The 14774-nt window shown below is 34.9% G+C and carries 13 protein-coding genes and 1 tRNA gene; 12 read left to right on the top strand and 2 right to left on the bottom strand.

All coding sequences use genetic code 11. From position 1 onward, the window contains the following. Window positions 1–120 precede the first annotated feature (120 nt). A complete protein-coding gene (locus tag JGH11_RS09470; protein WP_201111341.1) occupies window positions 121–1203 on the top strand; it encodes a mannose-1-phosphate guanylyltransferase in 1083 nt (360 codons plus the stop codon). Between the two features lie 15 nt (window positions 1204–1218). Then, entirely contained in the window at window positions 1219–2637 is a 1419-nt protein-coding gene (gene ahcY / locus JGH11_RS09465; protein ID WP_201111340.1) for an adenosylhomocysteinase, read from the top strand. A gap of 64 nt (window positions 2638–2701) precedes the next feature. On the opposite strand, the gene JGH11_RS09460 is transcribed toward ahcY, so the two are convergent. Then, window positions 2702–2929 (bottom strand): hypothetical protein, encoded by a 228-nt coding sequence (locus JGH11_RS09460; RefSeq protein WP_201111339.1) that lies wholly within the window; start codon window positions 2927–2929, stop codon window positions 2702–2704. Between the two features lie 235 nt (window positions 2930–3164). Between JGH11_RS09460 and JGH11_RS09455 the strand changes: the two genes are divergently transcribed. From JGH11_RS09455 to JGH11_RS09420, 8 genes are all read left to right on the top strand, one after another. Then, window positions 3165–3410, top strand: coding sequence for a GlsB/YeaQ/YmgE family stress response membrane protein (locus JGH11_RS09455; protein ID WP_201111338.1), 246 nt, complete (start codon window positions 3165–3167; stop codon window positions 3408–3410). A 23-nt stretch (window positions 3411–3433) separates the two neighbouring features. Next, window positions 3434–3676: a YtxH domain-containing protein gene (locus JGH11_RS09450; protein ID WP_201111337.1), complete on the top strand. Its 243-nt coding sequence runs from the start codon at window positions 3434–3436 to the stop codon at window positions 3674–3676. 321 nt (window positions 3677–3997) lie between these two features. Beyond that, window positions 3998–4714 carry a 4-hydroxy-tetrahydrodipicolinate reductase gene (gene dapB, locus JGH11_RS09445; protein ID WP_201111336.1) on the top strand — a complete coding sequence of 239 codons (717 nt, stop codon included), beginning with the start codon at window positions 3998–4000 and terminating at the stop codon, window positions 4712–4714. Window positions 4715–4721: 7 nt separating this feature from the next. Then, a complete protein-coding gene (locus tag JGH11_RS09440; protein WP_201111335.1) occupies window positions 4722–6218 on the top strand; it encodes a S26 family signal peptidase in 1497 nt (498 codons plus the stop codon). Window positions 6219–6247: 29 nt separating this feature from the next. Continuing rightward, the gene (gene lepB, locus JGH11_RS09435; RefSeq protein WP_201111334.1) at window positions 6248–7240 is read left to right on the top strand and encodes a signal peptidase I; all 993 of its coding nucleotides are present in this window, start codon (window positions 6248–6250) and stop codon (window positions 7238–7240) included. A 4-nt stretch (window positions 7241–7244) separates the two neighbouring features. Next, a complete protein-coding gene (locus JGH11_RS09430; RefSeq protein ID WP_201111333.1) occupies window positions 7245–7880 on the top strand; it encodes a WbqC family protein in 636 nt (211 codons plus the stop codon). Window positions 7881–7961: 81 nt separating this feature from the next. Beyond that, window positions 7962–9980: an Ig-like domain-containing protein gene (locus tag JGH11_RS09425; protein ID WP_201111332.1), complete on the top strand. Its 2019-nt coding sequence runs from the start codon at window positions 7962–7964 to the stop codon at window positions 9978–9980. A gap of 63 nt (window positions 9981–10043) precedes the next feature. Next, entirely contained in the window at window positions 10044–10859 is an 816-nt protein-coding gene (locus JGH11_RS09420; RefSeq protein ID WP_201111331.1) for a DUF3108 domain-containing protein, read from the top strand. A 66-nt stretch (window positions 10860–10925) separates the two neighbouring features. Here JGH11_RS09420 and JGH11_RS09415 read toward each other — a convergent pair whose 3' ends face one another. Beyond that, window positions 10926–12845, bottom strand: a complete 1920-nt coding sequence (locus JGH11_RS09415) for a DUF4139 domain-containing protein (RefSeq protein WP_201111330.1) — start codon at window positions 12843–12845, stop codon at window positions 10926–10928. 256 nt (window positions 12846–13101) lie between these two features. Here JGH11_RS09415 and JGH11_RS09410 point away from each other — a divergent pair, with 256 nt between their 5' ends. Further along, window positions 13102–14109: an aspartate-semialdehyde dehydrogenase gene (locus JGH11_RS09410; protein ID WP_201111329.1), complete on the top strand. Its 1008-nt coding sequence runs from the start codon at window positions 13102–13104 to the stop codon at window positions 14107–14109. A 79-nt stretch (window positions 14110–14188) separates the two neighbouring features. Beyond that, window positions 14189–14275 (top strand) — tRNA-Ser (locus JGH11_RS09405). Window positions 14276–14774: the final 499 nt, after the last annotated feature.

Here is a 14774-nt window from a genome sequence, read left to right as displayed (position 1 = left end):
TTTCAAACATATTACACATCTTTTTTGAAGAAAAAAGTTATATATTTCTCATCGCTATTGTTATATTTTGTTTTGTTTGTATATTAGTATGATGTAACTTTGTGCAAACTATAGATAAAGATGGATAATAAGAACAACTATTGCGTTATAATGAGTGGCGGTATAGGTAGCCGTTTTTGGCCTTTTAGCCGCGAAGCCCGTCCTAAACAATTTCTTGATTTCTTCGGAACCGGTCGTTCTCTTTTGCAATTAACGGTAGATCGATTCAGTAAAATTTTACCTGTTGAGAATATATATATTGTTACAAACAAAGAATATGCTCAAATGGTATTAGATGAATTACCTGAATTAAATCCTAATCAGGTTCTGTTGGAGCCTATGCGTAGGAATACTGCTCCCTGCATTGCTTTTGCAAGCTACCATATTAACTCGTTCAATCCTGAAGCCAACATAGTTGTTGCTCCATCAGACCATCTTATATTAAAAGAAGATGAATTTCTTTCTATTATAAAGAATGCCTTAGGTTTCGTAGAAAGGCATAATACCCTGTTAACCTTGGGTATACGGCCAAGCCGCCCGGAAACAGGTTATGGATATATACAAATGAGTGAAGAGCATCTAGATAATGTTTCAAAGGTGAAAGTATTTACTGAAAAACCTAATCTAGATCTAGCGAAAGTCTTTTACGAAAGTGGTGAATTTTTATGGAACTCAGGTATATTTATCTGGAATAACAAGACTATTCTGGATGCTTTCCATCAGCATCTGCCAGAAATAACAAATCGCTTCGATCAGGGTTTAGACGCATTTGGCACAGATAAAGAAAAAGCTTTTATAGATGAAAATTTTCCTTTCTGTCCTAATATATCTATAGACTATGGTATTATGGAGAAAGCCGATAATGTATATGTTCAGGCTGCAGACTTCGGATGGTCTGATCTTGGTACATGGGGTTCTTTATATGAAATATCAGATAAAGATGAAAATGCAAATGCAGCATTGATTGCTGATACTCTATTCTTCGATAGTTCCGAAAATGTAGTTACTTTACCTTCAGGAAAACTTGCCGTAATACAAGGATTAGATGGGTACATAGTAGCTGAAGCAGATGGAGTTCTACTAATCTGCAAAAAAGAAGAAGAACAACGCATTAAGCAATTTGTAGCCGATGTAAAACTTCGGTATGGAGAAAAATATATTTAAATTCAAAATAAACACATGTCAAAACAACTTATATCAGGGTTACCCTACCTAGTGGCAGATATTAATCTTGCTGACTTTGGAAGAAAAGAAATAGAAATAGCCGAGCATGAGATGCCAGGGCTTATGGCACTCCGTCAGAAATACGGAGCGACAAAACCTCTAAAGGGAGCCCGTATTATGGGATCATTGCATATGACCATACAAACTGCCGTACTGATAGAAACCCTAAAAGAACTGGGTGCTGATATCCGTTGGTGTAGTTGTAATATATTTTCCACCCAGGATCATGCAGCAGCAGCTATCGCAGCAGCAGGTATTCCTGTTTTTGCATGGAAAGGCGAAACACTGGAAGAATACTGGTGGTGTACTGAACAAGCATTAAGTTTCTCTGAAGGAAAAGGGCCGCACCTTATTGTCGACGATGGAGGTGATGCTTCAATGCTTATTCACTGGGGGTATAGAGCGGAAGAAAATGCTGAAACTATCAACCGTAAAGGTTCTAATACAGAGGAACAAGTCATTCTTGATACAATAGCACGTATACTGAAAGAGGATAACAATCGTTGGCATCGAACTGTTGCTGAATGGAAAGGCGTTTCGGAGGAAACAACTACCGGAGTACATCGTTTATATCAAATGATGGAGCGTGGTGAGCTACTTGTTCCGGCTATCAATGTTAATGACTCAGTTACAAAATCGAAGTTTGACAATCTATATGGTTGTCGCGAATCGTTGGCCGATGGGATCAAGCGCGCAACTGACGTAATGATTGCAGGGAAAGTTGCAGTAGTCGCAGGATATGGTGATGTGGGTAAAGGCTGTGCTCACTCTATGCGCTCATATGGCGCTCGTGTTATTGTTACTGAGATAGATCCGATCTGTGCCCTGCAAGCAGCCATGGAGGGTTTTGAAGTAACCACTATGGAAGAAGCTGTCAAAGAAGGCAATATTTTTGTCACCACAACCGGAAATAAGGATATTATCACTATGGAACACATGGCTAGAATGAAAGATCAAGCTATTGTGTGTAATATTGGGCACTTTGACAATGAAATACAAGTAGATAAGCTGATTAACTATCCTAGTATTGTGCATACAAATATAAAACCTCAGGTAGACAAATATACCTTTCCTGATGGTCATTCTATATTTCTGTTGGCAGAAGGAAGATTAGTCAATCTAGGCTGTGCTACAGGACATCCTTCATTTGTTATGAGTAATTCATTTACCAATCAAACGTTGGCACAAATTGAATTATGGCTCAATGATTATGCTGTAAACGTATACCGTTTACCAAAGCATCTGGATGAAGAGGTTGCCCGTTTGCACCTTGAACAAATTGGAGTAAAACTAAGCAAGTTATCACAAGAACAAGCCGATTATTTGGGAGTACCAATAGAAGGACCTTTTAAACCAGATCATTACAGATATTAATATACAAAATGAAGGAGAGCCGTTTTTTGAAAAACGGCTCTCCTTTTATTTATAAGTAAAATGATCATACAAAATCTTCTCTTTTAGAAAATCCTCCTTTTATCAGTAATTCTTTAGCCCGATCAAAATCTCCCGAACGTACCTGTAAAGTAGCAGAACCACTATCTGGTTGAGAAATTGAAATATATCCACTATTTACTACACAATCTATCCCATTATCTATCAAATACGATTTTGCTATAGCCAAATTAGCTTCAAAATCAGATGTTTTTACTGTTAAAAGCTCATCCATAATATTTCATTTAGATTAATACCGTCTTTAAATATAAGCAAAATCAATAGACTACACAATAGGCTACTCAAAGTAAGTCTCTACTTATCTTTCACATACGTCCAATAAGATACTTGTAAAATAAAAGAACCTTTTTAAGATCGCATATGTTATAATAAATGTCACATATAAAGTTCAGATAAATAGCGAACAATAAAAATAGCTTTATATTATTAATCAATAAAATCAATTCATTATGGGATTCATTTGGTCTATTATAATTGGTATTGCGGCCGGATTTATAGCCGGTAAAATAACTAAAGGCAGTGGATTTGGTATCATACTTAATCTTATTATTGGTGTTGTCGGAGGGTTATTAGGTGGTTGGATTTTTAGTCTCCTCGGGTTGGGCGTAAATTCTATAATAGGTAACCTAATTATGTCTACAATAGGTGCAATAGTATTATTGTGGATTATATCTTTATTCAAAAAGAAAAAATAATATTCATTAAAAAGATAAAGCGTATGAAGAAAGTATTAATAGGAACAGTTATAGGTGTAGGCGTAAGTTATGCCCTCTATAAATTATATCAACAGGGTAAGCTTGATGGAATATGTGATGATATGAGCCGGTTTGCTATAAAAACAAAACGGAACTTAAAAAATGTAGTTGATGTCGGAAAAAATCAAGCAGAATATATTAAAGAGCGGGTTGAACATGAATTCCAGAGTGGTAAAGAAAAATTTAGCAATTCCAAAAACGACTAATTTTATACAAGGAGGAGTGAGGTTCATTCCTCCTTTTTTTATTTAACACATACAAAACATCCAGACAAAGAAAGATTATTTTCTTTCTTCCCCAATAAGAGATAAGAATTAAGTATCGGAACCTAATTAAAAAAACTTATAATAAGGGATAAATTAAAATGGAAATCTTAAGAGAATAAGTTTTTATGTATATTTGTATGTTTTAAAGGATAGACCCTTTTTATTAATTTTACAAGTAATTAGACTATACGTCAAGCAAGATGACAAAATGAAGCATCGAACATTGACATTAATTTAGTTTTTATTAATCTATTATCCAACATGAATATTGCATTAATCGGGTACGGAAAAATGGGGCATGAAATAGAAAAAATTGCCATTTCGAGAGGACACAACATAGTATCTATAATAGACGTAAACAATCCTGAAGACTTTGAATCTGCCGCATTTAAGAGTGCTGATGTCGCTATTGAGTTTTCTACGCCGGATAGTGCTATCAATAATTACCGGAGAAGCTTTGCCGCAAATGTTCCGGTAGTGGCTGGTACAACAGGTTGGCTCGATCACATGGATGAAGTAAAAAAAGCATGTGCGGAAGAAGGTAAAACATTTTTCTACGCATCCAATTATAGTTTAGGGGTGAACATTTTCTTTACTCTGAACAGATATCTTGCCAAGATAATGAATAACTACCCAAGCTATGACATAAGAATGGAAGAAACCCATCACATTCATAAGCTGGATGCTCCTAGTGGAACAGCCATAACTTTGGCTGAGGGTATAATCGAAAATGTAGAACGTAAAGAGAATTGGAATCTGGAAACCGAAGAAAAAGAGTCAGATATTGCCATTCATTGCATTCGCGAAGGAGAAGTACCGGGAATACATGAAATAATATACGAATCAGAGGTTGATACGATTAGTATTAAACACGATTCTAAAAACCGTAAGGGGCTTGCTCTTGGAGCTGTTTTAGCCGCAGAATTTACAAATGGAAAGAAGGGTTTTCTGGGTATGAAAGATATGCTTAATTTTTAAATAATATATGGAAAACAGTACAATGTCAGATAATAAAAACGAAAAGAAAAAACCTGGTACAAGACAATGGGTGTATGCCATGCTGGCTTGTATTTTATGTATATTGTTTGTTATATGGACAGGTTATTGGGGTGTACTAATTCTTATCCCTGTATTTGTTGACATATATATCACTAAAAAGATACCTTGGGGAGGATGGCGCAATGCAAAGAATCCTCTTCTAAGAAAAATTCTGGACTGGGTGGATGCTATACTCTTTGCCTTGGTGGGTGTTTGGATTATCAATACATTCTTTTTTCAAAACTATCAAATACCATCGTCTTCTTTAGAAAAATCTTTATTAGTTGGCGATTTTCTTTGTGTTAGCAAGGTTAGCTATGGTGCTCGTTCGCCAATGACTCCGTTCTCACTACCTCTGATGCAGCACACCTTCCCTATATTTGGGTTTAAATCATATTTAGAAAAACCGCAACTTGACTATAAACGTTTTGCCGGTACCGGCCATATAGAACGTGGTGACATTGTTGTATTCAACTATCCTTCGGGCGACACAGTGGCCACAAATATACAAGATCAGGATTACTATGTTCTATGCAAGGATGCAGCAAGGCTGGGTGGAAGAGATCACGTTTGGTCCAACAAGCAAACATATGGTGATATAGTTTATCGTCCGGTGGACAGACGAGAAAATTATGTAAAACGTTGTATAGGGCTTCCGGGAGAAACAATTGAACTTCGCAATGATACAACGTTTATCGATGGAAAAACAATTGAAAACCCTGAAAATATACAGTATAGCTACATTGTACAAACTGATGGAACGATGATTGCACCTCAAATATTTGAAGATTTAGGTATTAGTAAGGAGGATCAGGCTAAAATAAATGCAGAGGATATAAGTAAAGCTGATTCTACTGTAGTGTCGATGCTTGGGTTAAAACAAAAAAATGGAAATGCCGGATTGCTCTATAAGAGTATTTTCCTGACAAGTAAGAAGAAAGCTGAACTTGCTTCAAAACCATACATTTTGAATATTATGAAACAAAATGAATATTTGAATAGGTTCTATAAGATGGAGAATCAGACATACATACCTGTTCTTTATCCTATTACATACGATCAGCCTTGTGGGTTTGGCGATTTTCCTAAGATATGGATTCCGAAACGTGGTGAAACTATCAAATTTGATACAAATGTAGATTATAAAGTAGCGGCTTATATACGTTGTATAAAAAACTATGAGAATAATGATTTCGATTATCGTGACGGGAAAGTCTTTATAAATGGGCAACAAGCTGATTCATATACATTCAAGCTTGATTACTATTTCATGATGGGAGATAATCGTGACAACTCAGCAGACTCTCGTGTTTGGGGCTTTGTTCCTGAAGACCATATAGTTGGTAAGCCTCTATTTATCTGGTTATCGTTAGATAAAGACAAAGGGTGGTTTAGCGGAAAAATCCGTTGGAACAGATTATTTACTACCGGTAACAAAAAATAAAGTTATTAAAACCATTGAGGAATGAAATAATGTCTTCAAAAAAGAGAAACATATATATATACTTGGGCAAGGTAATTCTTATTACTTTGCTCATTGTTTTATTTATACGCGGTTTTATTATCAGCTCCTTTTCCGTTTCTTCATCACAAATGGAAACGACCTTGCACAATGGAGATAAGATATTGATAAACAAAACTGCTTATGGTATACGATTACCGATTACTCCGTTAAGTGTACCTTTTACTTTCGATAACTTTTGGGGATTACCCTCATATTCTTCAGTAATACAGATCCCTTACTATCGGTTGTTTGAAAATAATGTAGAACAAAACGATATTGTATTGTTCAACACTCCGTGGGAAACTGAGAAGCCCCTAGATAAGCGCAGCCTTTTGCTCAGCAGATGTGTTGCTCTGCCCGGAGATACAATAGAGGTAAGAAATGATACTTTCCTCATTAATGGGAATGTGTATGAAGCCACACCAAACAGGATTCAAGAATATTGGATAAAAAATGGGGATAAGGCAGAAGTGGAGAGCGTCTCTAACGAGCAAAACATTCCGATATATAACTTAGTAAAAAGGGGAGATACCTTATTCACTCAATTAAGTAGATACGATGCCTTTATTTTGAGTGAAAACCTCCAAGACACCTTACGTCCATTATTCCATTTTACCGATACAATTAAGAGTTATAAAATCACACTACCGACAAAAGGACAAAGTATAAATACAGACGAAAACAATCTTGTTATATACAGACAGATCATCTTACAAGAACAACAAGGGGAAAATGTAAAAATAGAAAATAATAAGCTGTTGATTAATAATATAGAACAAAACAAATATACATTTAAAGACAGCTATTACTGGATGTTATCTGACAATACAGCAAATTCAATAGACTCTCGGACTCTTGGCTTTATTCCTTTTCAAAACATTATAGGAAAAGCCTCATACATATGGTATAGTCCCGCAGCAGACAGAACACATACCGATTTTTGCTTGATACCTATAAAATAAAAATATGGATATTTATCTCACATCCGCTTATCTTGCTCCAATACAATACTATGCAAAGTTTTTATCAGCTGAAAGTATTTTTATTGAACAGCATGACAATTATATAAAGCAAACATATCGCAACCGCTGCAATATTATATCAGCAAATGGAGAGATACCACTTTCTATACCTGTAGAACATTCCTCGAAGGCTAAAATTGCCATGAAAGATATACGTATTGCAAAACATGGCAACTGGCAGCATATGCATTGGAATGCAATTGTTTCAGCATATAATTCTACCCCATTCTTTGAATATTATCAAGATGATTTTTATCCATTTTATCATAAAGAGTTTGACTTTTTATTCGATTTTAACGAAGAATTGAGGACGCTCATCCTTTGTTTATTGAATATTGATTTACCTGAAATAAAGTATACCGAATATTATAAAGTAGATTTCGGACAAAACGAAATTGATTTACGTGAAATTATACATCCGAAGAGAGATTGGAGGACACTTGATTCAGATTTTCTGTCGGTTGATTATTACCAGGTTTTCAATCAAAAATTAGGATTTACTCCTAATATGAGCATTATAGACCTTCTGTTTAATATGGGAAATGAGAGTCAAATTATTCTTTCTAAATCTATTATATAGAATATATATTAAGCTATTTTATGTACTTAACAGTATTTTTATCTGCAAAACATTGTATTTTTGCGTAAAACTAAAAAACAGATGTTACATTCTCTGAAAAGATATATATCCGCATCCATTCTGTTGGGTATCATTGCTACTATAATTGTATCGTGTGCTAATATGGCATCACCCTCTGGGGGAGACTATGACTTTGATCCCCCCAAAGTGGTAAGAACTAGTCCCGGTTTTAATGCTACGAATGTAAAGAGCGGCAAAATCGTTATCGAATTTGACGAGAACGTGACTATAGAAAGGCCTTCTGAGAATGTTATCATCACCCCTCCACAAAAGTCTTTTCCTTCAATCACTACTGTGAACAGAAAAGTGGTTATAGAGTTGAGAGATCCTTTATTACCCAATACAACTTATACAATCGACTTTACTAATTCCATAGCAGATAATAATGAAAAAAATCCCATAGAAAATTTTTCATATTCTTTTTCTACTGGTGATATTGTAGATTCTCTTGCAATATCGGGAAAAGTCTTGGAAGCTAATAATCTGGAACCAATAAAAGGGATGTATGTAGGTCTGCACTCTAATCTTAACGACACAGCTTTTACCAAAACAAAATTTGAGCGTATATCACGTACTAATGAAAGTGGCTTGTTTACTATACGTGGCGTAGCTCCCGGAAAATATAGACTGTATGCATTGAATGATGCCAATCGAGATTATATGTATGATAATCCAGCCGAGGCTATTGCTTTTTTTGATACAACTGTCGAACCAGCTTCCGAAAAGGCAACTCGTAATGATACTACATTTGTAGATAAAGATAAAAAAATTGTAGACACCATTAAAGCGATGGAGTATACCCGATTTTTACCGGATAATATTGTATTACGCTCTTTCAAATCTAATTTTCAACGGCAATTTCTACAAAAGCACGAGCGTGTACAGAATAAAGTAGCTCTTTATTTTGGTGCTCCAACCGAAATGCCGAAAATAGAACCATTGAATTTCGATAAAGATAAAGATTGGTATGTATTAGAAAAAACGCTAAAAAATGACACTTTAATCTACTGGATTAAGGATAAGGATGTGATGGCGATAGATACCTTGGCTTTTAAAGTTACATATCTTAAAACAGATTCTCTAAATCAGGCTATACCAATTACAGACACACTCAATTTTACCGATAGGACACGTAGACCGGTCAAAGAAGAAAAGAAGAAAGAGAAAAAAGGTAAAAATGATAATGAAGAGCCAGAAATCACATTTCTGAAAATAGAAAATAATCTGTCATCGACGTGGGATACCCATAATAATATTTCTCTACTTTTTGATGAACCGATAATTACAGATTCTTTATCAAATAAAATCAGGTTGAAACAACTGAAAGATTCCGTATACAATGATGTGCCTCTTATCTTAGAAGTTGATTCTTTAAATCCGAGGAAATATACTATAAAAAACAGATGGAAATATGACGAGGAATTCCAACTAGAAATCGATTCTGCGTCAATTTATAGTATATATGGCTTATGGAACGATAGGCTGGAACAAAAATTTAAAGTAAAATCAGAAGATCAGTATGGGCAACTTGCCATTTGGGTTGCAGGAGTAGACACTATAACTTCTTTTATAGAACTTTTGGATAAGTCGGATAAACCAATTCGCAAATCGAAAGTCAAAGATAGAGTTGCAGTATTTAAAGATGTGGCTCCGGGCACTTATTATGCACGCATAATATTGGATGAGAATAACAATGGAATGTGGGATACAGGCGACTACTCACAGAAAAAACAACCGGAGATGGTTTGTTATTCGCCTAAAGTTTTTGAGATAAAGGCCTTCTTCGAACATGAAGAGCAAGATCCATGGGTAATAGATCCATCTACTTTAGCTGACCAAAAACCATTAGAAATAACGAAACAAAAACCGGCAGAAAAAGAGTCGAGAAAAAAACAAATGGAAGAAAAAGAAGAAAAAGAGAACCAACAGAATAGACGGAATAACAATAGTCGAGATCGAGATCAAAATAGAAATTCGAACAGGGGTAATTCTCAATATGGTTCACAAAATATGAATAATCAATATGGAGGGCAATATTAAGGTACTAAAAGTATTCATACACTCACTTAATATAGGCAAACAATTAATTTAAATAACAAAACTATGATTAGAAAAATTACAGGATTAACTCTGATTCTTTTAGTTATATTCAGTATAAAAGCACAAGCTCAGTGTAAAATAAACAACACGTTTTTTCAGGCAGGAGAAGAAATGACTTATGACTTGTATTTTAAATACGGACTAATTAATACAAAAGCCGGAGTTTCTACTCTAAAAACCATAGCCGAGAAGTATGATGGTAAAGACGCATTGAAAATGACATTAACGGCAAAATCGACAGGTACAGTAAAAAAAATATTCAATCTGAATGACACTCTTTCATGTTATCTTTCAAAAGACCTTGTACCTCTTGCATACATTAAGAATGCAGAAGAAGGAAAAGATTACACGCAAGAAAGAGTAAAATATACATACAACGGGAATGGGGTAAGCATTAATACAAAAAGATATAAAAACGGTGATTTCAAATTTGATGAAACTATTACTTCCAAAACTTGTATGTACGATATGATGAGTGTTGTGTACTACGCCCGAACAATTAACTATACTGCAATGAAAAAAGGAGAGACATCGAAAGTAGACTTCATTTCAGGCAAGAAAAAAGTGAATATGATAATAGAATACGAGGGTATAGAGAAGGTCGAAGGCAACGACAATAGAACATATAATTGTATCAAGCTTACTCTTAGTATAATGGATGATGCTTTCAGCGATAAGAAAGAAGCAATGAAAGTATATATTACGAATGATAATAATAGGATGCCTGTTAGACTAGATTCAAAACTAAATATTGGATCTACGCGGGCTATTCTTAAATCTTATAAGGGGAATAGATATACGGTACAGACAGGTCAGTGATATCAGTAACTGGATCATAAAATAAAGACGGAGTGAAACTAATTAAATTTCACTCCGTTTCTATTTTTACTCAATGGTCAATACCCTATCTTTCGGATATTTTACTTTGTATTTCAGTTCTAATTCTTTTTTCTCAGATGGCTTAAGCTTGAGTTTCCACTTAACTTCCCCCGTTTCGGCATTTAAATCTCCGCCGGACAGAGCTTCGGTATTTACCTCGATTTCTGAAATAGTAGAGACCGGAATTTGGTCAAGTACCACAAAATTTATAGACTGAGTTTTATTATTTCTGATATTAATTTTCCATTCACGCGTATCTTCCTTCTTTGTTCCAAGGAATTTTTTCACATTAAAATCTTTTCCTTTTTCACGGCTAATCAAAATACTCTTGTCACGTCCCAACGATATATTTAATGTGTCTGAGACATAACGTGTGTCAAGGATGGTTTTACCTATATATGTATTTTCGAAGAATATATTAGCCTCACCCTCCAATAGATTATACTTTTCCCAATCAGTTATATTTGCCAAAAGGAAAGCATCTTTACTAATTTTAGGTATTGCAAAGTATTCATAGTCGGCAGGCAGTTCGTAGCGATCTACTTCTATTGTCGTATTCTTATTGTCTGACTTAATCGAATAAGGCGTTTTTATCTCAAATTCAACAACAGTTTGATTTTCTACTTGTGCGGTTGGCATAGCTATATCTGTACGTGCAAATTCTTTTATTGCCGGAGATTTTAATTTGGGTTCCGATTTTTGAACTTGTAGTCCAGCTACTGCTCCTGTTAATTCTTTTTTTCTAGTCGTACCATAACCTACAACAACAACTTCATCCAGTGTTGACTGACTTTCTTCTAATCGAATGTTCATAAATGATTGGGAGATGGGCAATGTTTGGGAAATAAAGCCTACGTACGAAAATACCAGTTCTTTTCCGTTTTGAGGGATAGCTAGAGAAAAGTTTCCATTCAGATCTGTTACTGTTCCTATAGTAGTTCCTTTTACCACTACAGATACTCCTATGAGCGGCTCCACTCCATCGGTTACCAGACCTGTTATCTGTCCATCGTTTGCCGATACATTATATCGCGGAGGCGCAGTATAATAGTTGAGAAGATAGGTTTTAAGCTGCGGTACTACATTTCCCTGATTAGGATCGGCAGAAGAGATCTTTAGTTTCACATTTTTCCAATCCTCTTTTGTATTTTGATGTACATTTGCTTTATACACAAGCTGTATAGGCTTTTCGGTATTAATAGCACGAATATCGTAGGTAGGATACCAGCTTGCATTTTTTACATAATAGGTCAGGTCTATGTTTACACGTGTAGCTTTTTTACATTCTACTTCTACTACCACTTCCCCTATCGGTATACGAGTTGGTCCAATTTGTGTATTCCCATCTTGTTTTTCATTGTTCAGTATAGCGTGTCTTTGTTTTTCGAGTGTCTCTATGTTATCAAACAGGGCGTTATCTTTATTTTTTAGTGCTGATATACGTTCACGGTAGTAGTTAGCTGTTTCACGGAGCGATGCTAAACTGACACCGGTATTTGCTCCGCCTATTTTTCTGTTTTCGGTAAGGAAAGCCTGTTCCTCTTTTATTACTTCTCTTTCGGTTTTGGCAATGGTTATTTTATTCTCTATTTCTTTAAGTAAAGCCACATCAGTTTTTACGACTACCGGCTTTTTTAAGCTATCGACAAATTCTGATTGATGATTTACTGACATAACCATAGCTTCACCGTCCATTTTTATCTGTACACTTTTGGCATCTATATAAGGTGACAGATTCGTAAATCGTACTTTTGTCCTTCCCGGTAATAGATCAACGGTCTTTTTGCGTAAAATTTGTGCTCCGTTTATAAAAACAGTGACTTCGGATGCTTCAGTTTTAAGAACTATTTCTTTCTGATCCTGAGCGGTTACCGGTAGCGATAATACGACCGATAACAGAATTGCGAATAGTTTGTATTTTCTCATCGATAAGAATGTGTTTAGTGGATACTATATATTAATTTTTCAGTTATCTATACAGTAAAAACTCTTATTACTATTAGGATAATAGATAAATGATAAAAATAATCAAAAAGAGTACAACTTTGTCACCTTTTAGTTAAAAATAGATTTCTTCTTGCTTCAAAAATACTATATGATATATATTCATTACTTACAACTTATTTATAACTTTGTACTCTTATAGTTTTATATAAATAATTTATTCTATATCAACACAAAAATGAGAATTGCTATTGTTGGCACAAGTGGTGCTGTAGGGCAAGAATTCTTAAGAGTTCTGGCCGAACGAAATTTCCCTATCGGGGAACTAGTATTATTTGGATCTGGTAGAAGTGCCGGTAAGAAATATGACTTTCGTGGTAAACAGTATACAGTAAAGGAGCTTAAACATAACGATGATTTCAAAGATATAGATATTGCTTTTGTATCTGCTGGAGGAAGTGTTTCTGTAGAATTCGCCGACACCATTACTAAGCATGATGCAATAATGATTGACAACTCTAGCGCTTTTCGTATGGATAAAGATGTACCGTTAGTAGTACCTGAAGTAAATGGTGAAGATGCAAAAGTTCGTCCGAAAGGAATTATTGCCAATCCGAACTGTTCTACTATACAAATGGTAGTAGCATTAGATGTAATAGAGAAGCTCTCTCATATCAAACGTGTTCATGTAGCAACATATCAGGCTGCATCAGGAGCAGGAGCAACAGCTATGGACGAACTGGTAAATCAGTATAAACAAATTCAAAATAAAGATGAAGTTACAGTTGAAAAGTTTGTTTATCAACTGGCATATAATCTTATACCTCAAATAGATGTTTTTACAGATAACGGATATACAAAAGAGGAGCTGAAAATGTATAACGAGACACAGAAGATTATGCATACCGATATACAAGTAAGTGCTACATGCATTCGTGTACCAGTACTTCGTTCGCATTCTGAAGCTATATGGGTAGAGACAGAACGGCCTGTATCTCCGGCTGAGGCACGCGAAGCATTTGCGAAGGCTGATGGCATTGTGTTGCAAGATAATCCTGCCGAGAAAGACTATCCTATGCCTTTATTTGTTGCTGGTCAAGATCCAGTTTATGTCGGACGTATACGTGAAGATATTGCAAATCCTAATGGTCTGACATTTTGGGTAGTTGCGGATCAGATAAAGAAGGGAGCTGCATTGAATGCAGTACAGATAGCCGAATATTTAATTAAAGAAAAAGCTATTTAATGGAGAAACTGTTTGTATAATCAAAACAAACAATTATATTTGCATCGCAATTAAGCAAAATCAGCTTTAAGCGATCTTAGGAAGTGTGGGTGAGTGGCTGAAACCACCAGTTTGCTAAACTGACGTACGGGTAACTGTACCGGGGGTTCGAATCCCCCCGCTTCCGCAAATAATACTCACAATCAAAGAGTTATAAAATTCACACCCAATTTTACACCCTAAAATGTAAAATTGGGTGTTTTCTTTATCTATTTTTCTATCTATACTCAATACCCTTCAACCCTTTATCAGTAAAGCGAATAATAAAAATCACTATCTATAAGTTTATTTAACCTGAAAATATAATTTCTCTCTGTCTGGACTAAAAAAAGAGATTGATCTACATTATCGAGAAATGCATTAAATAGCTGTAACATCTGATATCGCCATATTATATAGCTTTTAAATGAATAATATTTCTAATTTTAAATATTATTATTCTCTGTCAGATATATTATTCATTCTTCAGTTTTATAAATTTAAAGCGTAGCTTCTAATATCTTTCCTTACGTGTTTCTATAATCTGAAAGTCAACTAACCATCCAACATTTTATCTATTTTCGCAACACACTTATAAACAGAGCAATATTTATCAAAAAAATAATCTATTATGACATATTTAACAT

This window comes from Dysgonomonas sp. Marseille-P4677 (genome assembly GCF_016652235.1).
Lineage (GTDB): Bacteria > Bacteroidota > Bacteroidia > Bacteroidales > Dysgonomonadaceae > Dysgonomonas.
This window is presented reverse-complemented; position numbering and strand designations above follow the sequence as displayed.